Here is a 25,753-nt window from a genome sequence, read left to right on the forward strand (position 1 = left end):
ATGGATAGCCTCATCGATTTGAACACGGCGTCGGTGCTGCATTTCGGCCCCTTCGCCTTCCACCTGCGCCAACGGCTGATACTCGACGGAGATCGGCCTTTACGCATGGGCGGTCGTGCGCTGGACATTTTGCAGGTGCTGGTCGAGCGTGCCGGGCGAGTGGTCAGGAAGGAGCAATTGATTGCCCTGGTTTGGCCAACGTCGGTGGTCGAGGAGATCAACCTGCGCGTGCACATCGCCGCGCTCAGGCGCGCCTTGGGTGACGGCGAAAACGGTCAGCGCTACATCGTTAACGTGCCGCAATGCGGTTACAGTTTTATCGCCCCGGTGCGTTGCGACAGCGTCGCGCAAGTGGTCTTTGAGGGGCTGCGAACGCCCGAGCATAATCTGCCGGCGCGACTGACCCCGGTCGCCGGGCGCGACTCGCTGGTCGGCGGGCTGGTGCGGCAAATGCCGCTGTGTCGGCTGATGACCGTCACGGGGGCGGCTGGTGTGGGTAAATCCACTGTCGCGTTGCGGGTCGCGGAACTGCTGTTGCAGTACTACAGAGACGGCGTGTGGCAGATCGATCTGAGCTTGATCGACGACGACACACCGCTGCTCGATCAGGTGCTACGCACTCTTGAAAGCGATTTGCCCGGACTGTCCACTCGCCATGCGTTGCTGCTGCTGGATAACTGTGACCACCGTCTCGGCGCTTGCCGGGCAGCAGTTGAAACGTTGCTCGAGGCCGCTCCCCGCCTGTCGGTTCTCGCCACCAGCCGCGAGGCCTTGCAGGTCGGTCTGGAAACCCTTCAGGGCGTGCCACCGCTGACCCTGCCGAAACGTTCCGCAGGCGATTGCATCACTGAAGCCATGGGCCATTCTGCGGTGCAGTTATTTGTCAGCCGCGCTCGCGCACGACAGCATGATTTCTGCTTGCGTGAACAGGATGTCAAAGCCGTCCTGGAGATCTGTCGCCAACTCGACGGTTTGCCGCTGGCGATCGAACTGGCGGCGGCGCAGATCGATGCCTTGGCATTGGTCGGCTTACAGGCGCAAATGAGCAATGGTCTGCAAGTGCTCAGCCATGGCCGGCGCACCGCGGTACCGCGGCATCAATCGATGCAGGCGGCACTCGACTGGAGCTATCAACGCTTGAGCGAGCAGGAACAACGCGCGCTACAGCGGTTATCGGTGTTCAAAATGGCGTTTACCCTGGAGGCGGCGCTGGCGGTGATCAGTTGCCCGCAACTCGCGTCGTCGCGGCTTGCCGCGATCATTGAAGGCCTGGCGTGCAAGTCATTGCTGGTGGCGGAGCGGGGCGGCAGCACAGGCCGATACCGAATGCTCCACACCACTCGCTGCTATGCGCGCAAGCAACTGGAGCGTTGCGGTGAAGGGATTGATCTTGAGCGCCGGCATACGCTCTATATCAACCGGATACGCCGGGCCTCAGGCGTGCCTGTGCTCGCGTAAATCGTCGATCAGCAGGCGCACCTTGCGCAAATCCGGGGTCGCGTAGCCCTCGGTGAAGCGCTGATAAATCGGCGTGAGCAAATCCAGCGCCTCTTGGCTGCGCGATTGGCGCTGCCAGAGTTGCGCCAGTGAGGTGGCACTGCGCAGTTCCCAGGCGAGCGCACCTTGGCTGCGGGCGATGGTCAGCGATTGTTGCAGGAGTGCTTCGGCTTCCTTGAGGGTCTCTTCGCGAGCAAGCTCGCTCTCACATGGGTTCCGAGTACACCCAAAATCCCTGTGGGAGCGAGCTTGCTCGCGAAGGGCCCCGTCCAGGCAATCCGGATCGTCTTTCAATAACGCAGCAGCCCGAGCCCGCAAAATCTCCGCCGTGCTCCATCCCGCATCACCACTCAGCGCTCGCTCAAACAGTGCGTCATCCACAAAGCGGTCATCCAGCGTCACCATGATTTCCCGAATCAGCCCACTGCTGTTCTTCGGCACGGGCGTGCTGGTTTGCGTGTCGATCACCTGCGCGTAATGTCGCGCCCACGTGTTGAACAGCAGCACCGAATGCTTCTGCGATTGTTCCAGCAGCAGTTGCAACAGCGCCCGGGCGTTCTGCTGATCGCCGTTGTAATGAGCGATCAGGCAACTGGCCAGTGCCAGGGTGTAACAAATCGAGGTGCCATGGTCGATCTGCACGGCAATATCCAGGGCCAGTCGCGCCGAATGCCACGCTTGCTCCGGCAATCCCTGCATCCATAGCACCCGCGCCAGCACCGTCAGCGACGCGACGCTCTGGTCGTATTGCACGCCAAAACCGTGGGTGAAGCGGTTGACGTGGCCGCTGTGTGCCATGCGCTGCAGCACCTGCTCGGCATGAATGCGCGCCTGCGGCTGGTCGCCGGCATAGTGCAGGGCCAGCACGCGTAAACGGTGGGTGCTCAATGACAGCAGTGGGTCGCCGTGCACGCCGAGGCGATCGAAGTGCTCACTCTGCGCCAGCGCCATGCGGTAGTGCCCGCAACTGAGGTTGACCGCCATGTGTCCGGACACCGCGCGCAATTGCCCGGCGACGTCGTCGTGCTCAAGGGCCAACTGGCGAGCCTCGACGAACGCCTGGATGGTTTCCGGGGTGCCTCCCCACGTGTGATAACAGGCACTGCCGAGGGCCAGTTTCAGGGAGATTTTCAGACGCGGGCAGGGGGCACCGAGTTCATCGAGCAGGCTCAGCGCCCGCCGCACATAGCCGCCATACTCCTTGAGCAGCGACAACTCTTGCCACAGGGGCGCCGACGCTGCTGTCAGGCGAATCCCCAGACTATCCGGGCTGACACCGTTCAGGCTCCAGTCCAGTGCCGCGCGCAGGTCTTCCAGCCCTCGGGCGTAACGCTCGATCCACAAAGCCGTCGGTGTCATTTCCCAATCGCTTTGCGCCTGTTGCATCAATGCCAGGCAGCGTTCGGCATGGCGTTCGCGGGTTTCTTCGCATTCGGCGGCGTGCTCGAGTTTTTCCAGTGCATAGCGGCGGGTCGTGTCGAGCAGACGATAGAACACCTCTTCGTCACCGACTTCGACGCTGAGCAGGGATTTCGCCACCAGTTGGGTGATCGATACACACACCACACCGGGATCGATCTGTTGGCCGACGATGACGGCCGCCGCCGACTCCAGGGTAAACCCTCCGCAAAACACGCTCAGACGACGCAGGCAGGTTTGTTCGCACCGGTCGAGCAGGTTGAAGCTCCAGTCCAGCGTGGCGCGCAGGGTGAGATGGCGCTCAAGACTGCTTTGATTACCCGCTGCCAGCGGTGGCAAACGGCCCTGTAGCTGGCTCAGCAAACCTTCCAGGCCCAGTTCGGCGACCTGCGCTGCCGCCAGCTCCAGCGCCAGAGGAATACCGTCGAGTCGGTGGCAGATTTCGATTGCTTGCGGCAACTGCGCATCGCTCAGTTCAAAGCTTTCCTGCGCGGCCGTGGCCCGTTCGATGAACAGTTGCAGCGCCGAATAATCCAGCGCTTGCTGACGATTCAATGTCGCGTTCATCAATGGGTATTCGAGCGAATCGAGACGCTGCACGAATTCGCCTTCCGCCCGCAGGCTCTCGCGGCTGGTGGCGAGGATATGCACCTTCGGCGCGCCGCGCAGAATGCTTTCGCTGAGCATCGCGACGGCATCGATCAGGTGTTCGCAGTTGTCGAGCAATAACAGCATCTGTCGCTGTTGCAGGCCATTGACCAGCGCCGCCAGCGGATCGCCTTCGGGGAGTGCCAGATCGAGCAGGGCGGCCAGGTGTGAGCAAATCAGCCGCGGATCGTTGAGCGGTGCCAGGTCCACCAGCCGAATACCGTCGCGGTAATGCCCGATCAACTGCTCGGCCACGCGCAAGGCCACCGTGGTCTTGCCGATCCCGCCGGGGCCGACCAGGGTGATGCAGCGTTGGCGCGGCAACTGCGTCATCAAGCTGTCGACCAGCGCTTGGCGGCCGAGCATCCGCGTGCGCCGCAAGGGCAAATTGTGCCGACCGCCAGCATCGCCCACTGGACGCTCCTCCATGGATTGCGGTAGAACCGGGGCGACGAAACTGTAACCGCGTTGCGCCACGGTGATGATGTAACGCTGGCCGGCCTGACCGTCACCGAGGGCTTTGCGCAGTGCCGCCATGTGCACCCGCAGGTTGATGTCCTCGACCACGCTGTCCGGCCAGACCCCGGCCATCAGTTGCTGCTTGCTCACCACTTCGCCGGCATGGGCCAGCAGAATCAGGAGGATGTCCATCGCCCGTCGGCCCAGGCGCAACGGCTGCTCGCCTTCGAGCACCAAGCGTTGGCCGGGATGAATCCGATAGGGGCCAAAACCGAGGGCCTGATTCGGGGAAAGACTCAACAGCTCACTCCTGCGGTGCTGCGGCGGACAGAGCGGAGTAGGGCCGGGCGCGTGCGCAGGCCTTCTATTCCGGGGTGTCCCGGCATAATCCTCAGGTTTGAGCGTCAGTGCAACGGGTGCCGCGATCAAAACATGGCGGGTTGTGAACGCTGGGCTTTGGGTTCACGCATGATCTGGCAGCGCCAGGCAAACGGATTAATGCCCTCGCTGCGGGTAAACATATGGCAGAAATGCGCCTGATCGCAGAACCCGCATTCCAGGCTGATTTGCGTCAGGCTCAGGTCGGTGTGCTGGATCAGCAGCTTGGCTCGCGCGAGACGCTGGGTGCGAATCCAGTCCTGCGGCGACACCCCGGTGCTGCATTTGAATGCGCGGGAAAAATGGCTGCGTGACAGTGAACAGGCGCGGGCCAGTTCGGTGACTTCCAGGCTTTCGCCGAGGCGTTCGAGGATCAGTTGTTTGACCTGTCGTTCGCGTTGCGGACTGAGTCCGCCGACCCCGGTCTTGCGTGGTTCGTTGGCAGGGGCAAGGGCGACGCTGTGCTGTAAGTGAGCCATGGCCAAAGTCCGTGTTGATGGGGAATGCACGGTCGGCGCATCCCCTCAGGTCAAAAAAACAACGCTGCGCAGAGGATTTCATTGTTGGCCGAGGGCGGGAGGCTGACGAGTTAATCGTTGTTAATTCCAGCGCATTGGCCTGAACTCAGCACATCCCTGCAAGTCTGCGCCCCGCGGTTTGCGGCACGATGACTGCAAGCGTGGCGAACCGAGGGGGCGCCGCAATCGGCAGGTCCAAGGGGAATCAAATGAAAGGCATTTTCAAAGCGGCGGCGCTGACGTTTGCGCTGGCCACTTCCAGCGCGATGGCGCAGGCACCACAGCAGGGCACTCAGGCGCCGGGCTATTTCCGCCTGGCCGTGGGGGATTACGAGGTCACCGCGTTGTTCGATGGCTACAACGACCTGTCGCCCAAGCTGTTGCAGGGCATGAGTCAGAGTCAGATCCGCGCACTGCTGGCACGCCGTTCGATTGAAACCCCGGGTGTCCAGACGGCGTTCAATGCCTTTCTGGTCAACACCGGCAAGCAACTGATTCTGGTCGACAGTGGTGCCGGGCAATGCATCGGCGCCACCGCCGGGCAGCTCGTGGCGAATATGCAGGCCGCCGGCTACCAGCCAGAGCAGGTCGATACGATTTTGCTGACGCACCTGCACCTTGATCATGTCTGTGGTCTGGTCGATGCCCAGAAACAACCGTTGTTCAGCCATGCCACGGTGTATGCCGCCAAGGCTGAAGCGGATTACTGGCTCGATCCGGCCGCGCTGGCCAAAGCTCCGGCCGGCGCCCGAGAGTTTTTCAAGATTGCCCAGGACTCAACCGCGCCCTACGTCGCCGCCGGGCGTTTCAAGACCTTCGCCGCGGGCCAGTCGCCGTTGCCGGGGTTAGTCGAAGCGACACTGGAAGCCGGACATACGCCGGGCAGCACCACCTACCGTTTCACCTCGCAGACTCAGAGCATCGTCTTCATGGGGGATCTGGTGCATAACCTGGCAGTGCAGTTTGAGCATCCGGAAGTGTCGATCGGCTTTGACGTCAACAGTGCGCAAGCGATCAATGCGCGTCAGGCAGTCTTCAGTGCGGCGGTCGCCAGCAAGACGTGGGTGACGGCGGCGCACCTGCCGTTCCCGGGCATCGGTCACATCACCGCGCAGGGCAAACATTTTCAGTGGGTGCCCGTGGAATACGGTCCGTATAAGCGCGCGGCCAAGGTGCCGTTAATCGAGTAAAGTGCGCAGCGCCCACCCGCAAAAGCAGCTGACACCGAAAAGGAAAACATGCCCATGAACCGTAACGATCTGCGTCGCGTCGACATGAACCTGCTGGTGATTTTCGAAGCGCTGATGTTCGAAAAGAACCTGACCCGCGTTGCCGAAAAGCTGTTCATGGGGCAACCGGCCGTCAGCGCGGCGTTGGGGCGTTTGCGTGATCTGTTCGACGATCCGTTACTGCTGCGCAACGGTCGCGGCATGGAGCCGACCGCGCGGGCGCTAGCGATTCTCAAAGAGCTGCAACCGGCGATGGACGTCATCTCTGGCGCGGTCAGCCGGGCCAAGGAGTTCGAGCCGGCGAGCAGTTGCGACGTGTTTCGCATCGGCCTGTCGGACGACGCCGAATTTGGCCTGTTTCCACCGTTGTTGCGTCAGCTTCAGCAAGAGGCGCCGGGGATTGTCGTGGTCGTGCGCCGCGCCAATTACTTGTTGATGCCGGCACTGTTGGCCTCTGGGGAAATCTCAGTGGGCGTCAGCTACACCACCGATCTGCCGGCCAACGCCAAGCGCAAGACATTGCGCGACATTCCCTGCAAAGTCCTGCGCGGCGACGACCGTCCCGGGCCGCTGACCCTCGACGAATACTGCGAGCGCCCGCACGCGATGGTGTCGTTCTCCGGCGACCTGAGCGGCAATATCGACATGGACCTGGCCAAGGTCGGTCGTACCCGCCGCGTGGTGTTGGGCGTGCCGCAATTCAGCGGCCTGCGCGCCTTGCTCGCCGGCACCGAGATGATCGCCACCGTGCCGGATTACGCCGCCTGCGCGTTGGTTGAAGGGTGTGCGCTGCGCGCCGAAGATCCACCGTTCCCGATTGATGCGGCGCAATTGTCGATGGCCTGGAGCGGGGTGCATGACAACGATCCGGCGGAGAAATGGCTGCGCTCGCGGATCAGTCAGTTCATGGCGGCGCCGCTGAATATCCCGGCTAGCTGAATCCCTACGCCAATCTCAAATACAGCACTGATCCCTGTGGGAGCGAGCTTGCTCGCGAAGGCGTCGTATCAGTCGATAAATATTTCGAATGACACACCGCTTTCGCGAGCAAGCTCGCTCCCACATTGGGACGGCGTGATCCCTGAGTTGTTGGTGGTTTAAACATCGCCGTTTAAGCAACACCATCAGACACTCTTTCAGGCTACGCAACCTTGCGCCTTTGCCTACAGCTACGCCAGAATCCGCCGGCTTGTGCGCTTGCGGTCGGGTCTCTATCGTTTGGTGGTCGCTGAAAACTCAGCGATCGGGTTTAGCGACTCGGACCAAAAAAAGTGCATCAGCGCTCCATACTTCGTAGCAGGCTATCGTCTGCACTTCGCTATGGCGGCTGTATGCGGGAGACCTTCGGGTCTACCGGGTTGCCTTTTTACCGGTTCGCTAACCTGCATACGGTCGCCACCTCGACCACTACCTCCTTCCACCCGGCTCCACGCCACCGCCACGCAGAACTCGCGGAACCGCCGACACCAAAGCCGAAGAACTGCTGACCGACGCCAGCGAAACACTTGCATCGGCCAAAACCATCGCCCAGGACGTCGCCCACCTGTTGCCCGCGCCGCAGCGTCGGGCGTTGTTGGGGATTGCGCAGTTGATCATGCTCGGTGAACTGGCGGTGAATCGGGTGCTGGATAACCTCGAACCACCGGCCTGAACCCATTCCCTGTGGGAGCGAGCTTGCTCGCGAAGGCGTCGGGTCAGTTATAAATACTTTGAATGGCACGCCGCTTTCGCGAGCAAGCTCGCTCCCACAGGGATTTGCGGTGCTCCAAGAATTTTGGAATGTCGCAGAACTGAGCACATCTATCCAATTTCCTCCCGACCATCATTGGCATGATTCCAGTCAATGACATTTCAAGGGTCGGGTCATGAATGCCTCAACAGATGAACAGGCACGCGACATCGGTTTGCTGTTCCTGCGCGTCAGCGGCGGGTTGTTTCTGCTCTGGGTCCACGGCTTGCCCAAGCTGCTCGACTTCACTGCGCAACTGCAACTGATCGAAGACCCGTTCCACCTCGGATCTCACCTCACGTTGATTCTGGCGATCTTCGCCGAAGTCCTCTGTCCACTACTGATCGTCGCCGGGGTGCTGGCGCGATTGGCGTGCTTGCCTATTCTCTTTGTGCTGCTGGTGGCACTGCTGGTCGTGCATCCGCAATGGAGTGTGGCCGAAGGGCAGTTCGGCTGGTTGCTGTTGATCCTGTTTACCACTGTGTTGATCGCCGGGCCGGGACGGCTGGTGATTCCTGTTCGTTTGCCCGGAGTGCTGCGTTATGCCTGAAGTCCTCGATCCACAAACGCCGGGGGCCGATGAGACGGTCACGCTGATCATCAAGCACCGGGTCAAGGCCGGTTTCGAGTCAGCGTATGAGGCCTGGCTGCGCAATATCGTCCGCGTCGCGAGCCAGCGTGAAGGCCATTTGGGCGTGGACGTGGTGCGCGGCAAGCGCGGGCGTCTCGATTTCTACACTTGCGTGCTGCGTTTCAGCTCCACTGAAGCGATGCAGGGGTGGCTGGAGTCGCCGCAGCGTCAGGCACTGGTCGCCGAAGCGGCGCCGATGCTGGCTGACGGCGATCAGACTGAAGTCGCGCCGATCAAGGAGTTCTGGTTTACACCACTGGCCGATGCCGCTTCGCCGCCGCCGCGCTGGAAGCAAGCGGTCGTCACGCTGCTGGTGATTCTGCCGCACACCTTGCTCGTGCCGCTGATCTGGGGACCGCTGCTGGCGCTGCATCCGATTCTTTCCAACTACGTGGTGGCCACGTTCCTGATCACCCTGACCATCGTTCTGTCGGTGGTGTACGTGGTGATGCCGCCGGTAACCCGTTTGTTTACGCCGTGGCTCGAAGCCAGCCAAGCCCATGAACACCTCGATTCCCAAGAGACCTCGCCACGCTGAGCGCGCGGGGTTTGCTCCTTTTCACTTTGCTTGAGGAACTGCGATGAGCGCCGATCTGATTTTATTCAATGGCCAGTTTCATACCGTAGACCGCACCAAACCGCTGGCCAGTGCCGTGGCCATCACCGACGGCCGCTTCGTGGTCGTTGGCAACGACAACCAGGCCATGGCCTTGCGCGGGCCGAACACGCAAGTGGTCGATATGCATGGCCGCTGCGTTATTCCGGGTCTCAACGACTCGCACTTGCACTTGATCCGTGGCGGTTTGAACTACAACCTCGAACTGCGCTGGGAAGGCGTGCCGTCGCTGGCCGACGCGCTGCGCATGCTCAAGGATCAGGCCGATCGCACACCGACGCCACAATGGGTGCGCGTGGTCGGTGGCTGGAATGAATTCCAGTTTGCTGAAAAACGCATGCCGACCCTCGAAGAAATCAACCAGGCCGCGCCGGACACACCAGTGTTCATCCTGCACCTGTATGACCGTGCGCTACTCAATCGCGCCGCCCTGCGCGTGGCCGGCTACACCCGCGATACGCCGAACCCGCCGGGTGGCGAGATCGTTCGCGATGCCAACGGCAACCCGACCGGCATGCTGGTCGCGCGGCCTAACGCGATGATCCTCTACTCGACGCTGGCCAAGGGGCCGAAGCTGCCGCTGGAATATCAGGTCAACTCGACCCGCCAGTTCATGCGCGAACTCAATCGCCTCGGCCTGACCAGTGCGATCGATGCCGGCGGTGGTTTCCAGAACTACCCGGACGATTATCAGGTGATCGAGCAACTGGCCAAAGACGACCAGTTGACCGTGCGCATCGCCTACAACCTGTTCACCCAGAAACCGAAAGAAGAGCTGAGCGATTTCCAGAACTGGACCGGCAGCGTCAAGTTGCATCAGGGCGATGACTTCCTGCGCCACAACGGCGCCGGGGAAATGCTGGTGTTCTCGGCAGCCGATTTCGAAGACTTCCTCGAACCGCGCCCGGACCTGCCGCAGACAATGGAGGAGGAGTTGGAGCCGGTGGTGCGCCACTTGGTCGAACAGCGCTGGCCGTTCCGTTTGCACGCGACCTACAACGAGTCGATCAGCCGCATGCTCGACGTGTTCGAGAAGGTCAATCGCGACATTCCGTTCAACGGTCTGCCGTGGTTCTTCGACCACGCTGAAACCATCACCCCGCAAAACATCGAACGGGTGAAAGCACTGGGCGGCGGCATTGCGATTCAGGATCGCATGGCGTTCCAGGGCGAATACTTTGTCGACCGCTACGGCAAGCAAGCCGCCGAAGCGACGCCACCGATCAAGCGCATGCTCGCCGAAGGCGTACCGGTCGGCGCCGGCACCGACGCCACGCGGGTGTCCAGCTACAACCCGTGGACTTCGCTGTACTGGATGGTCAGCGGTCGCACCGTCGGCGGTCTGGCCTTGTACGAAGAAGGTTTGCCGCGCGCCACCGCGCTGGAACTGTTCACCCACGGCAGCGCCTGGTTCTCCTCGGAGCAGGGCAAGAAGGGCCAGATCAAGGTCGGCCAACTGGCGGATCTGGCGGCGCTGAGCGCGGACTTCTTCCATGTCGAGGAAGAAGCAATCAAGTGGATCGAATCGGTCATGACCGTGGTCGGCGGCAAGATTGTCTACGCGGCCGGCGACTTCGAAGACCTCGGCCCGCGCTCGATTCCAGTGCTGCCGGACTGGTCGCCGGTGGTCAAAGTCCCGGGCCACTGGCGGCCAAATTCGCCATTACAGGCGCAGGTTCACCAGTGCAGCGGGCCGTGTGCAGTGCACACCCACAGCCATGAAAAGGCGCGGATGTCGAACGCACCGGTCAGCGACTTCGCCGGTTTCTGGGGCGCGTTCGGCTGTTCCTGCTTCGCTTTCTGATTTCCCCTGAAGCGCCGGCCATCCGGTCGGCGCTTCATGCTTCATCCATCCGTCCATCAGGAGTTTTCCCATGAGCGTTCCTTACACACGTCTGAACAAAGATGATGCGGTTGTATTGCTGGTCGATCACCAGACCGGTCTGATCTCGCTGGTCCAGGATTTCACTCCGAACGAATTCAAAAACAACGTGCTGGCGCTGGGCGACATCGCCAAGTTCTTCAAGCTGCCGACCATCCTCACCACCAGTTTCGATGCCGGCCCGAACGGCCCGATCGTGCCTGAGCTGCGCGAGCAGTTCCCGGATGCGCCGTTCATTCAGCGCCCAGGGCAGATCAATGCGTGGGACAACGAAGATTTCGTCAAAGCGATCAAGGCCACCGGTCGCAAGCAACTGATCATCGCCGGTGTGGTGACTGACGTTTGCGTAGCGTTCCCGACCTTGTCAGCGATTGCTGAAGGCTATGAAGTGTTTGTCGTGACTGACTCTTCCGGCACCTTCAACACCACCGTGCAACAAGCGGCGTGGGCGCGTATGTCGGCAGCGGGTGCCCACCTGCTGAACTGGTTCTCGGTGGCGTGCGAGCTGCAGGGTGACTGGCGCAACGACATGGAAGGTTTGGCGCATTTGCTCTCGGAGCGTCTGCCTAACTATCGCAATTTGATCAACAGCTATACCAAGTTCACGGCCAAGTAATCGGCTGATCTTGAAGAACCCCTCATCGGAACGCCGCCCGCCTAACCCTCTCCCGGAGGGAGAGGGGACTGACCGAGGGGTTCTTTCGAGGTACGCCGACGTGCGACACCGAGCCGAACTCAGGTCTTGGAATGCCCGGAGATCGACTCCTTTCGTGGTACGTCGACCTGCAATACCGAGTCGAACTTCAATCTTGAAATACATGGAGATCGGCTCCCTTTCCCCCTCGCCCCCTTGGGGGCGGTCCGACGTTTCGGGAGGGTTGGGGTGAGGGGGAGGCTTTTGATCTTGATCTTGATCTTGATCTTGCCGCTTCAACGCTTCTGCAACCAACCGAGAAAACCACCTTTCCTCACCGCCACCGGTTTAGCCATCAACGCGAGGCGACTGTTCTGCTGACGCACCGCCTGCAATTTATTCAACGCCTGACCCACCTCCGTGCGGTGCTCCATGCACTGACGGGTGAGGCTCTTGTCGAGTCGATAAATGATGCTCGACGTCAACGCCGTGAACGTCGCCTGCGACGGCGTATCGTCGAGAATGCTCTGTTCACCCATGACCTCACTCGGCCCCATCCGCCCAGCCTCGACCTGGCTGTCGCCGTCCGGCACCGTCGCACTGACCACCCCGGTGGCAATCACGAACAGACTGTCCGGAACCTCGTCCAGATCCAGCACCACCTGGCCCGCCGTGTACTGCTGGGCAATCATCGATTCCGCCAGACGATCGCGCTCATCACTGCTCAGCGAGCGGAAGATTTTCACTTCATCGAGCAACGCACGGGCGCGGGTCGAGGGTTCGATCACGCCATCCGGATGCCGCGAAATCCCTGCCGCTTCCAGATGCCGGTGGGCGAGGTCGAACAGTTGATTGCGTACTTCGCTTTTCTTGCCGAGCTCGGCGATGAACCCGCTGGCGACGTACTCCGACATGGTTTCGCCGGCCTCTTTCAGCACGGCTTTCGGCGCTGGCGTCAGCAACAGCGAACTGCTGCCCTGCAAAGTGCGATCAAGCGCATCGAGTACCCGCCGCGGGCGGATGTGATTCGGCACCTGAATGCTGATCGACACGCCATGCATGTTGTTCGGGCGGCTGAGATTGACGATCTTCGCCTTGGCCGCGACCGAGTTCGGCACCACCGCCATGGTCCCGGCGCTGGTCAGCAAGTGCGTGGCGCGCCAGTCGATGTCGAAGACCTTGCCTTCGACGCCGTCGATCACCACGAAATCATCCACCTGATACGGCTTGGTGGTGTTGAGCACGATCCCGGAAAACACATCGGCCAAGGTGCTTTGCAGCGCCAGACCGACAACGATGGCCACCACGCCCGAGGTTGCCAGCAGTCCTTTTACCGGCAATTCCAACACGTAACCGGCTGCGGCGACGGTGGCGACCAGAAACACCAGGGCGCCGATCACGTCCTGCAGCAAACGACCGCTGTGGCCGATGCGGCGCATCAGCGCCAGGCCGATGACTTCGGTCAGCACCCGCGCGGCGTACAGCCACCAGAGAATTCCCAGTGCCGTCGCACCCAGTTGCGCCACGCGGTCATCGGTGAATTGTGGTGCTTGCAACGGACTGACGCCGGCGTTGATCACCAGCGCCGTGAACGCCAGAAACAACACCAGGCGCACTCCGACTCTCGGGGCGCGATGGCTGAAGGGCGAGAAGTGCCAGAGCACCGCGTCGAGCAGCAGCAGGGCAGCGCTCCAGGACAGCAGGTGAGTGTAGAAAAAGGTCATGGCCGGTGCTCCGCAGTGTCTGCCAATAAAAAGATCGCAGCCTGCGGCAGCGCCTACAGAAGAACGTATTCCAATGTAGGCGCTGCCGCAGGCTGCAATCTTTTGCTGTTAAGGATTCAGATGAGTCTTCAGCTCAGCCGCCGCCTGACGCACCGCCGCTTTCACTTCCGGAATCTGACTCAGCGGATTGAGCAAACCAAAGTCATGAATCATCCCGTTGTAGCGCACCGAGGTCACCGCTACACCCGCCGCATCCAGGTGCCGCGCATAGCCTTCGCCTTCGTCACGCAGCACATCGAACTCGGCAGTCTGCACCAGTGCCGCAGGCAAGCCCTTGAGCTGTTCGGCGCTGGCATTCAGCGGCGAGGCATGGATCTGCGCACGCTCGGCCGGGTTGGTGGTGTAGTTGTCCCAGAACCACTGCATCATGCCTTTGGTGAGGAAGTGGCCCTCAGCAAATTGCTGGTACGAACCGTCGTCGAACTGCGCGTTGGTCACCGGCCACATCAGCAGTTGGAAGCGCAGCGCCGGGGCTTTCTGCTCCTTGGCCATCAACGCCACGACCGCCGCCATGTTGCCGCCGACGCTGTTGCCGGCCACGGCCAGGCGCTTACCGTCGACACCGATCTCCTTGCCGTGCTCAGCCACCCATTTCGTCGCGGCGTAGGCCTGGTTGATCGCGGTCGGGTACTGGGCTTCCGGCGACGGCGTGTAGTCGACGTACACCGCAACCGCGCCAGAACCCACCACCAAGTCACGAATCAAGCGTTGGTGGGTCGGGAAATCGCCGAGCACCCAGCCGCCACCGTGGAAGAACATGAACACCGGCAACTCGCCTTTGACTTTGGCCGGCCGCACCACTTTCAGGTTGAGGGTCTGGCCATCGACCTTGATCGCTTTGTCACTGACTTCAACACCGGACAAGTCCACCTTCACCGAAGCCTGCGCGCCGGTCAGCACCGCACGGGCGTCTTTCGGGCTCAGTTGCTCCAGCGGTTTGCCACCACCGGCGGCGAGGGCGTTGAGGAAGGCTTGGGTGTTGTGTTCGACACCGCTGGTTTCGGCGGCGAAAGCGTTGCCGATGGACAGGGCGAGGAGGGAAGCGGTGAGGGTTTTCTTGACGATGTTCATGGTGGAAATCCTTTTGAATGTTTTTGATTTTTTATGCCTGGGTTGCGGGCTGCTGTGGCGCTGGGCTTCAGGGCCTCAGCAACACCGTGAGCACAGATTAATGGGCTGCTCAAAAGTGAAAAAGCGGCTATAAAGCGTTTAACTGTCTACCAGAGAGTGACAATGAACCCGTTCGAAGACATGCGTATTTTTTGCCAGGTCATGGACTCCGGCAGCTTCACCTCTGCGGCCGATCAACTGGGCCTGTCCAAGCAGTTCGTCAGCCGACGCTTGATGCAGTTGGAAGAGCGTCTCGGCGTGCGGTTGTTGAACCGCTCGACTCGGCGTCTGGACGTGACGCCGCTGGGGCAGAGTTATTACGAGTCGGCGTTGCGCCTGTTGGGTGAAGTCGAGCAAGTGGAGCAGGGCATCGCCGGGCAAACCGCCGAACCACGCGGGACGATTCGCTTGAGCGCGCCGCTGTCGTTTGCCGTGGCACATCTGGGCTGTCTGCTGCCGCTGTTCTTGCAGCGCTATCGTGAGGTTACGGTAGAGGTCGATCTGAGTGATCGGCCGGTGGATTTGCTCGGTGAGGGCTACGATCTGGCGCTGCGCATTGGCGTGCTCGAAGACTCGACGCTGATTGCCCGGCGCATCGCGTCGATCGAACGCGTGTACTGCGCCAGCCCGGCATACCTCGCCGAGCGCGGCACACCGCTCAAGCCTGAAGACCTGCACAGCCATGACTGCCTGCCTTATGGCCATGGGCGTTCGGTGCAATGGCGCTTTAACGCGGGGCAGGGTAAGCCGTTGTTGGTGAATGTCACCGGGCGCATGCGCGTTAACAACGGCGAGTTGCTCAGGGATGCCGCAGTGCAGGGGATGGGCATTACCTATTTGCCGACGTTCATTGTCGGCGCGGCGCTGAAGGATGGCCGGTTGGTGCCGGTGCTGGATGACTTGCGCCCCGAGCCGCTGACGTTATCGGCGGTGTATCCGCAGCATCGTCAGGCCTCAAGGCCGGTGCAGGCGCTGGTCGAGTTTTTGCGTGAACGCCTGAACGAGAGCCACGTCGACCTCTGATTTATACGCAGATCAAACTGTAGGAGTGAGCCTGCTCGCGATGGCGGTGTGTCAGTTAAAACATCATTGGCTGACCCTCAGCATTCGCGAGCAAGCTCGCTCCCACATTTGATAAAGGTCGTCTGTGAAATCTGCGCACGCCACAAAACCCTGTAGAAGTGAGCCTGCTCGCGATAGCGTTCTGTCTGTCACAGTTTCAGTGTCTGAACAACCGCTATCCGAGCAGGCTCATTCCTACAATTGATGGTGTTTGTCTGTGAAATCTGCGCACGCCACAAAACCCTGTGGGAGCGAGCCTGCTCGCGAAAGCGTTTCGTCTGTCACAGCTTCAGTGTCTGAATGACCGCTATCGCGAGCAGGCTCACTCCTACAATTGATGGTGGTTGTCTGTGAAATCTGCGCACGCCACAAAACCCTGTGGGAGCGAGCTTGCTCGCGAAAGCGGTGTGTCAGTTAAAACATCATTGGCTGACCCTCAGCATTCGCGAGCAAGCTCGCTCCCACAGTTGATAAAGGTCGTCTGCGTAATCTGTAAACGCCGCAAAACCCTGTAGGAGTGAGCCTGCTCGCGATAGCGTTCTGTCTGTCACAGCTTCAGTGTTTGAATGACTGCTATCGCGAGCAGGCTCACTCCTACAATTGATGGTGGTTGTCTGCGTAATCTGCGTATGCCACAAAACCCTGTGGGAGCGAGCTTGCTCGCGAAAACGGTGTGTCAGGCAAAACATCATTGGCTGACCCACAGCATTCGCGAGCAGGCTCGCTCCCACAGGTTTTGCGGTGTGTCTAATGATCAGTTGGCGCGCTTGTCATCGCCCGGCTCGCCGCCGACATGTACGCCGCGATCATCGCCGGCTTCAGCCGCAGCGTGGACGCCACGATCATCACCGACTTCACCAGCGCGGTGGACCCCGTGGTCATCGCCGACTTCACCGGCGCGGTGGACGCCATGATCATCTCCCGCTTCAGCATGGGCGCCGTTGCGGCCGGATGAGGCGCTGTCGCCCGAGTGTCCCGAGCCGTGGTCGCTGCCGCTGTGGCCACTGTTGCCACCACTGCCACTGTTGCCGCCACCGCCGTGACTGCCTCCGCCGCCACTTCCGCCCCCACCATTTCCACCGCTGCCACCTCCACCGCTGCCACCACCGTTGCCACCGCCACCGCCCCCGCCCCCACCATTTCCGCCGCCGCCGCCGCCGCCGCCGCCGCCGCCGCCCCCTCCGCTACCGCCACCACTGCCTCCACCACCACTCCCACCATCCTTGGCATGAGCACTGGATACTCCGGACAAATTGTCCGGAATCAGCACCGTAGACGCTGACAGAACTGCGCCGATGGCCATTGCGAGCACGAGCTTTTGAATGTGCATATCGTTCTCCGTCTTTGTGGTTTTGTTGGGAACGTAAAAGTGCATTGTTGCAGGGACCGGACCCGTTCCCGGGGGTCAGTGAATACTCGAAGCCAGTTCGAAAATCGGGATGTACATCAGGATCACGATGACCCCGATCAGCAGGCCGATGAAGGTCATCAGCAGCGGCTCGAACAATTTAACGAACCACTCCAGCCAGCGGCTGATTTCCTCGTCGTAGAAGTCGGCGCTGCGTTCCATCATCTGCCCGAGGTTGCCGGACTGTTCGCCGGCGCGCAGTAGGCGCAGGGACACCGGTGTCACCAGGTGATTGAGCTCCAGCGCGGTGGACAATGACTGCCCCTCGCGCACCCGCTCGCAGGCCTGATCCAGGCGCACCCGCGAGGCCACGGTGAGCAAGCCACGCACCATGCTCATGGCGGTCACCAGCGGAATTCCGCCTTGCAGCAGAATCCCCAGCGAACGATAAAACCGCGCCAGCTCATACATGAAAATCCGTTGATGCACGGCTGGCAGTTTCTCCACCAGCCGATCCAGCCCACGGCGAAACGCCGGTTGCTTCTGCAGGACGGCGAGGGCAATGACCAGCGCCGCCAGCCCGCCAAAAAACTCAGCCTGATGCGCATGCAAAAACATGCCGCTGCTCATCAGCACCTGCGACAGCCACGGCAGGTTATTGCCCAAGCCTTCAAACACCAGACTGAAGCGTGGCACCACGTAACCCATCAAGAACAACACCACGCCACCACCGACGATCAGCAACAGCATTGGGTAGATCGAGGCACTGATGATCTTCTGCCGCACCTCGTCCATGCGCTGCCGGTAACTGACGTAACGGCCCAATGCATCGCCGACCGCGCCGGTCTTCTCGCTGGACTGTACCAGCGCCACGTACAACGGCGGGAACACCGCCGACAACTGGCCCAACGCCTGCGAGAAGGATTTGCCCTCATAAAGCAGGCGCACCAGCTCACTCAAGGTTTTCCGGGCAGCGGGGGCGGTTTCTTTTTCGGCGAGGCTTTCCAGCGCATCGATCAACGGTAGGCCGGCGTTGAGCAGGGTGGTCAATTCCTGGCTGAATAACACCAGGTTGAAGGTCTCGCGCTGGCGCAGTTTCAGTGAGCGCCAATGCTTGTCGGCGTGCGAGCTGAGCACACGCAAGCCCTGATCCTCGGCGATCCGCCGTGCGTCGCTGTCACCCGCCGCTTCGACGCTCAAGGACACCACGCCCGCCTTGCCGACCGCTTTCAAATGAAATCGCATGGGCCGCGCTCCGTTTACTGCCAGTTGGTCACTTCAGCGTTTTCACCTTCACCGCCGGGCTGGCCGTCCTTGCCCATCGAGAGCAAGTCGTACTCGCTGTTTTCGCCGGGATAGCGGTAGGTGTAATTACGTCCCCACGGATCCTGCGGGAGCTTTTTCTGCAGGTACGGGCCGGTCCATTTCGCTTCGTCACTCGGTGCAGTGACCAAGGCCTGCAAGCCCTGTTCGGTGGACGGGTAGTGGCCGACTTCCAGTCGATAGATATCCAGCGCTTTGCTCAGCCCTTCGATCTGCGCCTTGGCCACTTTCACTTCGGAGCGACCGAGTTGGGCGAAGTATTTCGGCGCGACGATCCCGGCCAACAGGCCGAGCACCACCAGCACCACGAGCAATTCGAGCAGGGTAAAACCGCGTTGGCCACGCGGACGAAATTGCAGCTTCATGATGACCTCCCGTAAGTGGCAGCCGTGTCGCCTGAAGGGCCTATGCAATTGCCATGCTCAGCCTCACTGAAAACCGGCTGATTGGCTGAAGCCCTTGTAAATCGGGCATTTCAAGAGTCGGCACAGTGCTTGCGTATGGCTCAAACGTGATCGGCCATTGGGGCATTTCCCCCAATTTATCGGGGTCGATCCGGGGAGGCCCGACATGAAATTTCTCGCCAGCGGATTGCTCGGATGTGTGCTGCTCAGCGGCGCCGCGCAAGCCGACGTATTCATCTCCGTGGACGCCAAGGGCAGCTATGTCCTGTCCAACGTTCACCGGCCCGGACGCACCTACGAACGGGTGATCCACGAGGCTGAAATGCCTGTGGCCAGCCTCGATCAACAGCCACAAATGATCGCCAACCAGCCCTACGCGGAACTGGTCTCGGCAGCCGCCAAAGTCAATCAATTACCCGAAGCGCTGCTGCACGCGGTGATCAACGCCGAATCCCACTACAACCCCGGTGCGACCTCAGCCAAAGGCGCAGGCGGACTCATGCAGTTGATGCCCGACACCGCGCGCGAACTCGGTGTGACCGACGTCTACGACCCCAAGGCCAACATCCAGGGCGGGGCGAAATATCTCAAACGCCTGATGACCTTGTTCGACAACGACATTGCTCTCGCCGTGGCGGCCTACAACGCCGGGCCCGACGCGGTGCTCAGCCGTGGCCGGGTGATTCCGCCGTTCGCCGAAACCCAGCGTTATGTACCGAACGTATTGCGTCAGTACCGGCGTCTGCAGGGCCTGGCCATGGATGCGCCGTTGTGACCCAACCCGGTTTTCCCCACATTCGGGGGCAAACCGCAGAGGCCCGAAAAGTGGGGAAAACCGGTGGGGAATATCCCCCGGACCCTCAAATGGTTGCGGTAACTGGTTGAACGGTAATGAGATTTTTTGTGGCACGCGGATTGCTCCGAGGCATTTGTCGAGAAGTGTTCCCAAGAGCACCCACTACGAGGTTACTGATCATGGTTGGCATTCATCACGCTCCGTCTCTGTTGAATTGGCTGGTGATTCTGGCCTCGATGCTCAGCGTCGAGCTGGCCGGCGCGGCCGTGCGTTGCGAGCGCAACCTGGTGGCCAACGTCGTCGCCTTCGATCAACCACTGATGTTCAACCGCCTCGGTGCGCAGAACATCAACGGCATGATGTTCGCCCTGCGCCGCGACGTGGTCGATGAACATGAGCAGTCGCTGGCTTACGGCGGCGCCGCAGTGCCGGGCAAAGTCTCGCTGCGTCCGGACAAGCGCCCTCGGCCATTGGTATTGCGTGTGGCCGCCGGCGATTGCCTGACGATCAATCTGCAGAACCTGCTCGACTATCAGGCCAACCCGAACAAGCACTTTGAAAACCTGGGCGAAGAAGAGGGCGCGGAAAACGCCAACGGCGCCGAAGCCTTCAAAGTCGATGAGCAGGTGGCGGATCGTCACGTCGGTTTCCAGGTCAACGGCCTGCAAGCAGTGAACAGCATCGATGACATCTCTTCATTCACCGGACGTAACGCCAACAGTCTGGTGCCACCGGGGGCGAGCCGCTCCTACACGCTGTACGCCGAACGCGAGGGCGCGTTTGCCGTCAGCAGCCGAGGCGCGACGTTTGGTGGCGAGGGCGCGGCCGGCAACGTTGCCAATGGTCTGTTCGGCCAGGTCGTCGTGCTGCCCAAGGGCGGTCGCACCTATCGCAATACCCTCACCGAAGAAGAAATGCGCCTGGCCACCACCGGCCGCGCACCCACCGGCCAACCGATCGTCGATTACCAGGCGCGCTACCCGCAGCGCGAACCGTGGTTGCGCGAAGGCAAGGCCGGTACGCCGATCATCGGCATGGTCGACGGCAATGAAATCATCTCCAGCGAAAGCGATGCGATTGTCATGGGCAGCAACGCCGACGGCAGTTTCCCATCCAGCACCTACCCGCTGGAGTCGATGGGCAAACGCAACCCGGCGATTCCCAATCGCCTCGAAGCGTTCCGCGATTTCGCCTCGCAATTCCAGGACGAAACCGCCGCTACTCAAGCATTCCCGGCCTATTGGGCTGACCCGGTAATGGCCCATGTGCTGGAGCCGACCCGCGACTCGTTCATGATCAACTACGGCTCCGGCGGCATGGGCGCCGAAGTGGTCGCCAACCGCTTGGGCGTGGGGCCGATGCACGACTGCCTGTCGTGCGCTTACGAAGAGTTCTTCCTCAGCTCGCACACCGTCGGCGATGTAGCGATGCTGGTGGATGTGCCGGCCAACACCGGGCTGGAGAACATCGCCCCAGGGCAGACACCGCGCGCCGATCAGATCGGGGTGAAAGCCACCATGGCGCTGTATCCGTCGGAGCCGTCGAACGTCAACCACAGCTACATCGGTGACTTCGTCAAATTCCGCAATACCCACAATGGCCACGAGCAACACATCTTCCACCTGCACGGCCATCAGTGGCTGTTCAACCCCAACGACGACAACTCCGATTACGTCGACGCCCAAGGCATTGGCCCGGGCGCCGGTTACACCTATGAAATCGCCAATGGCGGTTCGGGCAACCGCAACCGCGTGGCCGGCGATGCGATCTATCACTGCCATTTCTATCCGCACTTTGCCCAAGGCATGTGGGCCATGTGGCGGGTGCACGATGTGTTCGAAGAAGGCACGCGACTCGATGTTTCGCAGCAGGGCGCCGACGGCTATCACAGCGAACCGTTTGCCTTGCGCAGTGGCAAACCGGCGGCGGGTGCACGGGCCTTGCCCGATGGCGAAATCGTCGCCGGTACGCCGATTCCGGCCATCGTGCCGCTTCCAGGCAAAGCCATGGCGCCAATGCCGGGCAAAGTCGTGGTCGTGCCGAAGATCGGCGAAACCCTGGTCGCCGAAAATGATCACGACGATGACGAAGAAGAGGGCGATGACGACGGTGAGCACCATGGCGGCAATGCCGCTGGTCAAGCCATCGGTTCGCTGGCGCTGGTCGATCGCAGCGAAGCCAATCGCAATGCCGACGGCAGCCTGAAAAACCCTGGCTATCCGTTCTGGATCGGCGGCATGGAAAGCTCGGTCGGCCAACGTCCGCCAACGCCGCCGCTGGACATGCTCGACGCGGCCACCGCGCAGTCTTTGAAGGCCAGCGGCAAGGCACTGTGGGCCAATCTCGACCCGGCGCAGTCCGGCGGTTGGAATGGCGGCTTGCAGCGTCACGCACTGGATGGCGTCGCGGCCGGTGGCGAAGCGCACACCGTGACCACTTCGCTGGACTTCTCCAAGGAAGTCAGCCGTGCCAAGCCGATTTACCTGCCGGAAGAAGGCACCGAAGTCGAACAGGCCGCGATGGCTTTCCACGCGAAAAAAGATCATCCAAGCTACGCCTTGCTGCCCGGCAATCAAGTGGTGGCCAAGGCGTTCCGCACCAACGGTGCCTTGCCGATGGCCGGCGCGCCGTACTACGAGCCGTGCATGGACGATCGGCAAAAACGCCTGACCAGCAACGCCGGCAGCGGCGAGTTCGCCAGCGGTGAGCGCATCGACGGTATGTCCTTTGTCGGCGCCTCGAGCTTCACCGCCGACCGCCCTCGGATCTACAAAGCCGCCAACATTCAGTTCGACGCGGTGTACAACAAAGTCGGTTATCACTTTCCGCAGGCGCGCATTCTCGCGCTGTGGGAAGACGCCTGGCCGGTGATCACCAAGCAACGTCCACCAGAGCCGCTGGTGATGCGCATGAACACTTTCGATTGCGTGCAATACCAGCAAACCAACCTGGTCCCGGCCACCTATGAGATGGACGACTATCAGGTGCGCACGCCGACCGATGTGATCGGCCAGCACATTCACTTGCCGAAGTGGGATCTGACCTCGGCGGACGGCTCCTCCAACGGCTGGAACTACGAGGACGGCGTGCTCTCACCCGGCGCCGTGCAGGAACGCATTCATGCGATCCGCGAGTTCAACCAGTGCGCCGGCACCGATCCACGTGACGGCACCCAGGCCTGCCCGATAGCCAGGAACCACCCATTTTTCGGCCAGTATGGTCGCGCCGACTGGCTGGGTGCGCGCACGGCGATGCAGCGCTGGTTCGTCGATCCGGTGGTCAACGCCAAAGGCGTCGATCGCGGCCTCGGCACCATCTTCACCCACGACCACTTAGGCCCATCGACGCATCAGCAGATTGGACTGTACGCGACTGTGCTTGCCGAGCCGGCCGGTTCCACCTGGTTCCACGCCGAAACCGGCGAGCCGTTGTACAGCGGCGCGCGCCAGGATGGTGGGCCGACCTCATGGCAGGCGGTGATCAACACCGGCGACCTCGATGGCGACGGCAAGAACGACAGCTTCCGCGAGTTCTTCCTCGAATACAGCGACTTCCAGCACGCCTATGAAGCTGGCGTTTACGTCGGTGCCGGCCCTAACGGTGTGCCGAATGCGCAGGCGTTCCCGGCCACCGCCGACAGCTTCCGTTACGCGATCAACCCGCCAGTGCGCAACAACGCCAGCAACTTGCTAGAAGGCGTGCTGGAAGTGCAGGGCGGTCAGGTGCCGGGCTGCCCGAGCCGGCCATGTCCGCAGGCGATCTCGGTGGATGATCCGGGCATGTTCGTCGTCAACTATCGCAACGAACCGCTGGCCCTGCGCGTGTACGACCCGAACAAGGTCGGCCCGGATGGCAAACGCGGCATGCAGGCTGACGGCCTCGGCGGTGATCTGTCGTTCGCCATGCAAAGCCGTACCGACCGCGCCATTCCGGCGATGAATCTGGCGCCGAATCTGCTCACTTCGGCGACCGGACCCACCGGCGGTACCACGCTGTTTCCACCGCACATCAACAAGGGCGGCGCCGAGCCGGGCGATCCGTTCACGCCGATGCTGCGCACCTATACCGGCGACAACGTGCGGTTGCGGGTGCATGCCGGCGGCCATGAGGAAGAGCACAACGTCACCCTGCACGGTGTGAAATGGCTGCAGAGCGGTTCCGGTTTCGGCAACAGCTCCAACTCTGGCTGGCGCGCGTCGCAGATGATCGGTATTTCCGAGCAGATGGGCTTCATTGCGCCGGTGTCGATGCTGTCCAGTTCGGCGGCGACCACGGGTGATTATCTGTACTCGATGGACGCTTCGATCGAAGGCTACTGGAGCGGTATCTGGGGCGTGATGCGCAACTACACCGCCAAACGCGCCGACCTGTTCGCCATCCCCAACAACCCGAATCCGGCGGGCATGCGCAACACCGTGGCGTTCGAGGGCAGTTGCCCGCGCTATGGCGCCAACCCTAACGGCATTGGCACCCGACCTACGGTGCAGCGCAACTACGAAGTGGTCGCGGCGCTGGCCAACGACATTCTCGGCAATGCGCTGGGCCTGACCATCGGCGATCCCGAAGGGCTTGGTCAACATGTCGGCGGGCCGCTGAATCCGGCGGGTGGCACCCTGGTGCTGAACTCGCGCACGGTGAGCATTCCGCAGGTCACGGTGACCGATCCGGAGGATGGCGAAACCATCACCATCGGCGGGCAGAGCGGGCCGCTGCATGACCCGACCGCGATTCTCTATGTGCGTAAATCCGATCTCGATCCGGTGAGTGGCAAGCTGAAACCCGGCATTCCGGTCGAGCCGTTGGTGCTGCGTGCAGCCGCGGGGGATTGCATCAACATCACGCTGGAAAACCGTCTGCCGAGCGTGATGCCGGACCTGACCCAAACTGCGGTGATGCAAGGCATGGTCAAGCGTGATCGCAACAGTGGTCTGGGCTCGACCACCTTCAGCAATAACCTGATGCGGCCGTCCAGCCATGTCGGCCTGCACGCGCAGTTGCTGGCGTACGACATCACCAAATCCGACGGCGCCAATGTCGGCGCCAACCCGATTCAGACCGTGCCACCGCGTGTCGGCAACAGCGGCGCGTACCCGACCCGTACCTATCAGTACTACGCCGGGCACCTGGAGCGTGAAGGCAAACCGGTAACGCAACTGGGCCGCAGCGTCGACAACATCAACGCCACGGCGGTGGAGTTCGGCGGCTTGAACATCACCCCGGCGGACGTGATCAAGCAGCCGCAAAAAGGTCTTGGCGGAGCGATGAGCATCCTGCCGATCGGCGCGACCTGGGTCGACGATGCGCGCAAGGTCAACGCCACGGTCACCGCGCCAGGGCAAACCAGCTACCGCGACTTTGCGATGGTCTGGCACAAGGCGTTGAACACCCGTTGGGCCAATGGCCGGCCAGTGGAAGGGATTGCGGCTGAAGGCTTCGGCGTGCCGACCGATCCGCAGGACAACTCGAGCATGGCGATCAACTACAAGACCGAGCCGCTGTGGTATCGCTTCGGCCTCGCCCCGGATGCACCGTTCGGGCATGCCGATGGCGCGGGTTATGGCGATATGAGCAATGCGCACATGGCCTACAGCAACGCGTTGGTGGGCGGTGATCCGCAGACGCCGGTGCTGTATGCCAAACCCGGGCAACCGTTCCGCACGCATATTTTGATGCCGAGCGGTGGCAGTCGTGGCACCACGTTCCAGCTCGATGGGCACGTCTGGTCGGTCAATCCGTTCCAGGCCGAGAAGAGCGATACCGGGGGTTATCCGATGGGGTCGCCGGGCGTCGGCTCAGTGCGCTTCGGCTACAACCCGATGTCGATGTACATCGGCGCCCACGAAAGCGTCCTGCCGGCCGCGCACTTCAGCTTCATGATCCCGAGCGCTGGTGGCAGCAATGCGATCCCGGGGGATTATCTGTTCCGCGATTACGCCGCCTACGGCAACACCTCCGGGTTATGGGGACTGCTGCGGGTAACCAACGAACCCGAACCGGCGCCGCAGGGGCAGTAGCAGAGCGGCAATGCCCCGGTGGATGCAAATCCCTGTGGGAGCGAGCCTGCTCGCGAAGAGGGCGGCACATGCAACAGGTGTGTTGGCTGACAGACCGCTTTCGCGAGCAAGCTCGCTCCCACAGGGGACAGTGGTTGGCAGTGAGGAAGTGGATGTACGCAAATCCCTTGTGGGAGCGAGCTTGCTCGCGAATGGGGGCAACTCGGTTTGTGAGGGTGAGGCGGAAGACGCTTTCGCGAGCAGGCTCGCTCCCACATGGGGGGCGGTGTTTT

17 protein-coding genes and 1 pseudogene are annotated in these 25,753 nt (G+C 61.6%); 11 read left to right on the forward strand and 7 right to left on the reverse strand.

Annotated features, from left to right (window positions below; translation table 11 throughout):
* Nucleotides 1-1,458, forward strand: coding sequence for an ATP-binding protein (locus AC1DVF_RS18330; protein WP_099758568.1), 1,458 nt, complete (start codon nt 1-3; stop codon nt 1,456-1,458).
* On the opposite strand, the gene AC1DVF_RS18335 is transcribed toward AC1DVF_RS18330, so the two are convergent.
* Together AC1DVF_RS18335 and AC1DVF_RS18340 are read right to left on the reverse strand one after the other, a co-directional pair.
* A complete protein-coding gene (locus AC1DVF_RS18335) occupies nt 1,435-4,323 on the reverse strand; it encodes an ATP-binding protein (protein WP_477782922.1) in 2,889 nt (962 codons plus the stop codon). The two genes, AC1DVF_RS18330 and AC1DVF_RS18335, sit on opposite strands and share 24 nt — an antisense overlap.
* Before the next feature lie 125 nt (nt 4,324-4,448).
* Nucleotides 4,449-4,880, reverse strand: coding sequence for a helix-turn-helix domain-containing protein (locus AC1DVF_RS18340; RefSeq protein ID WP_093439325.1), 432 nt, complete (start codon nt 4,878-4,880; stop codon nt 4,449-4,451).
* A gap of 248 nt (nt 4,881-5,128) precedes the next feature.
* On the opposite strand from AC1DVF_RS18340, the gene AC1DVF_RS18345 reads away from it, so the two are divergent.
* The 7 genes and pseudogenes from AC1DVF_RS18345 to ycaC all read left to right on the forward strand — a co-directional run bounded on the left by AC1DVF_RS18345 (nt 5,129) and on the right by ycaC (nt 11,622).
* Nucleotides 5,129-6,109 carry an MBL fold metallo-hydrolase gene (locus tag AC1DVF_RS18345; RefSeq protein ID WP_257358134.1) on the forward strand — a complete coding sequence of 327 codons (981 nt, stop codon included), beginning with the start codon at nt 5,129-5,131 and terminating at the stop codon, nt 6,107-6,109.
* 54 nt (nt 6,110-6,163) lie between these two features.
* Nucleotides 6,164-7,087 carry a LysR family transcriptional regulator gene (locus AC1DVF_RS18350; protein WP_093439319.1) on the forward strand — a complete coding sequence of 308 codons (924 nt, stop codon included), beginning with the start codon at nt 6,164-6,166 and terminating at the stop codon, nt 7,085-7,087.
* 445 nt (nt 7,088-7,532) lie between these two features.
* Nucleotides 7,533-7,799, forward strand: a pseudogene (locus AC1DVF_RS18355) (DUF6124 family protein); the annotation flags it as partial.
* A 214-nt stretch (nt 7,800-8,013) separates the two neighbouring features.
* On the forward strand, nt 8,014-8,427 hold the full coding sequence (locus AC1DVF_RS18360; protein WP_460090371.1) for a DoxX family protein: 414 nt from the start codon (nt 8,014-8,016) through the stop codon (nt 8,425-8,427).
* On the forward strand, nt 8,420-9,046 hold the full coding sequence (locus AC1DVF_RS18365) for an antibiotic biosynthesis monooxygenase (RefSeq protein ID WP_093439313.1): 627 nt from the start codon (nt 8,420-8,422) through the stop codon (nt 9,044-9,046). The genes AC1DVF_RS18360 and AC1DVF_RS18365 overlap by 8 nt, the downstream gene beginning before the upstream one ends.
* Nucleotides 9,047-9,089: 43 nt before the next feature.
* A complete protein-coding gene (locus tag AC1DVF_RS18370) occupies nt 9,090-10,928 on the forward strand; it encodes an amidohydrolase (protein WP_099758574.1) in 1,839 nt (612 codons plus the stop codon).
* A gap of 70 nt (nt 10,929-10,998) precedes the next feature.
* The gene (gene ycaC, locus AC1DVF_RS18375; protein WP_007913541.1) at nt 10,999-11,622 is read left to right on the forward strand and encodes an isochorismate family cysteine hydrolase YcaC; all 624 of its coding nucleotides are present in this window, start codon (nt 10,999-11,001) and stop codon (nt 11,620-11,622) included.
* 314 nt (nt 11,623-11,936) lie between these two features.
* Here the strand turns inward: ycaC and AC1DVF_RS18380 are convergent, their stop codons facing one another.
* Nucleotides 11,937-13,364 (reverse strand): mechanosensitive ion channel domain-containing protein, encoded by a 1,428-nt coding sequence (locus tag AC1DVF_RS18380; protein WP_477782923.1) that lies wholly within the window; start codon nt 13,362-13,364, stop codon nt 11,937-11,939.
* A 108-nt stretch (nt 13,365-13,472) separates the two neighbouring features.
* Nucleotides 13,473-14,495 carry an alpha/beta hydrolase gene (locus AC1DVF_RS18385; protein ID WP_093439303.1) on the reverse strand — a complete coding sequence of 341 codons (1,023 nt, stop codon included), beginning with the start codon at nt 14,493-14,495 and terminating at the stop codon, nt 13,473-13,475.
* Nucleotides 14,496-14,657: 162 nt separating this feature from the next.
* Here AC1DVF_RS18385 and AC1DVF_RS18390 point away from each other — a divergent pair, with 162 nt between their 5' ends.
* The gene (locus AC1DVF_RS18390) at nt 14,658-15,557 is read left to right on the forward strand and encodes a LysR family transcriptional regulator (protein WP_460090375.1); all 900 of its coding nucleotides are present in this window, start codon (nt 14,658-14,660) and stop codon (nt 15,555-15,557) included.
* A 793-nt stretch (nt 15,558-16,350) separates the two neighbouring features.
* Here AC1DVF_RS18390 and AC1DVF_RS18395 read toward each other — a convergent pair.
* The 3 genes from AC1DVF_RS18395 to gspG form a co-directional block, all read right to left on the reverse strand.
* On the reverse strand, nt 16,351-16,926 hold the full coding sequence (locus AC1DVF_RS18395; protein ID WP_477782924.1) for a hypothetical protein: 576 nt from the start codon (nt 16,924-16,926) through the stop codon (nt 16,351-16,353).
* A gap of 75 nt (nt 16,927-17,001) precedes the next feature.
* Nucleotides 17,002-18,189: a type II secretion system F family protein gene (locus tag AC1DVF_RS18400; protein ID WP_093439294.1), complete on the reverse strand. Its 1,188-nt coding sequence runs from the start codon at nt 18,187-18,189 to the stop codon at nt 17,002-17,004.
* A gap of 14 nt (nt 18,190-18,203) precedes the next feature.
* Nucleotides 18,204-18,632, reverse strand: a complete 429-nt coding sequence (gene gspG, locus AC1DVF_RS18405) for a type II secretion system major pseudopilin GspG (RefSeq protein ID WP_064120121.1) — start codon at nt 18,630-18,632, stop codon at nt 18,204-18,206.
* A 205-nt stretch (nt 18,633-18,837) separates the two neighbouring features.
* Between gspG and AC1DVF_RS18410 the strand changes: the two genes are divergently transcribed.
* Nucleotides 18,838-19,446, forward strand: coding sequence for a lytic transglycosylase domain-containing protein (locus AC1DVF_RS18410; RefSeq protein ID WP_093439292.1), 609 nt, complete (start codon nt 18,838-18,840; stop codon nt 19,444-19,446).
* Nucleotides 19,447-19,646: 200 nt separating this feature from the next.
* Complete coding sequence (gene mnxG, locus AC1DVF_RS18415) at nt 19,647-25,481, forward strand: manganese-oxidizing multicopper oxidase MnxG (protein WP_320337170.1); 5,835 nt, start codon at nt 19,647-19,649, stop codon at nt 25,479-25,481.
* Nucleotides 25,482-25,753: the final 272 nt, after the last annotated feature.

Source organism: Pseudomonas sp. P4_D7, from assembly GCF_056401755.1.

Excerpts from the sequence above, each read along its gene's own strand:
- AC1DVF_RS18330 (WP_099758568.1), top strand. The coding sequence starts at position 1 with ATGGATAGCCTCATCGATTTGAACACGGCGTCGGTGCTGCATTTCGGC.
- AC1DVF_RS18340 (WP_093439325.1), bottom strand. The coding sequence starts at position 4,880 with ATGGCTCACTTACAGCACAGCGTCGCCCTTGCCCCTGCCAACGAACCA.
- AC1DVF_RS18345 (WP_257358134.1), top strand. The coding sequence starts at position 5,129 with ATGAAAGGCATTTTCAAAGCGGCGGCGCTGACGTTTGCGCTGGCCACT.
- AC1DVF_RS18350 (WP_093439319.1), top strand. The coding sequence starts at position 6,164 with ATGAACCGTAACGATCTGCGTCGCGTCGACATGAACCTGCTGGTGATT.
- AC1DVF_RS18360 (WP_460090371.1), top strand. The coding sequence starts at position 8,014 with ATGAATGCCTCAACAGATGAACAGGCACGCGACATCGGTTTGCTGTTC.
- AC1DVF_RS18365 (WP_093439313.1), top strand. The coding sequence starts at position 8,420 with ATGCCTGAAGTCCTCGATCCACAAACGCCGGGGGCCGATGAGACGGTC.
- AC1DVF_RS18370 (WP_099758574.1), top strand. The coding sequence starts at position 9,090 with ATGAGCGCCGATCTGATTTTATTCAATGGCCAGTTTCATACCGTAGAC.
- ycaC (WP_007913541.1), top strand. The coding sequence starts at position 10,999 with ATGAGCGTTCCTTACACACGTCTGAACAAAGATGATGCGGTTGTATTG.
- AC1DVF_RS18380 (WP_477782923.1), bottom strand. The coding sequence starts at position 13,364 with ATGACCTTTTTCTACACTCACCTGCTGTCCTGGAGCGCTGCCCTGCTG.
- AC1DVF_RS18385 (WP_093439303.1), bottom strand. The coding sequence starts at position 14,495 with ATGAACATCGTCAAGAAAACCCTCACCGCTTCCCTCCTCGCCCTGTCC.
- AC1DVF_RS18390 (WP_460090375.1), top strand. The coding sequence starts at position 14,658 with ATGAACCCGTTCGAAGACATGCGTATTTTTTGCCAGGTCATGGACTCC.
- AC1DVF_RS18395 (WP_477782924.1), bottom strand. The coding sequence starts at position 16,926 with ATGCACATTCAAAAGCTCGTGCTCGCAATGGCCATCGGCGCAGTTCTG.
- AC1DVF_RS18400 (WP_093439294.1), bottom strand. The coding sequence starts at position 18,189 with ATGCGATTTCATTTGAAAGCGGTCGGCAAGGCGGGCGTGGTGTCCTTG.
- gspG (WP_064120121.1), bottom strand. The coding sequence starts at position 18,632 with ATGAAGCTGCAATTTCGTCCGCGTGGCCAACGCGGTTTTACCCTGCTC.
- AC1DVF_RS18410 (WP_093439292.1), top strand. The coding sequence starts at position 18,838 with ATGAAATTTCTCGCCAGCGGATTGCTCGGATGTGTGCTGCTCAGCGGC.
- mnxG (WP_320337170.1), top strand. The coding sequence starts at position 19,647 with ATGGTTGGCATTCATCACGCTCCGTCTCTGTTGAATTGGCTGGTGATT.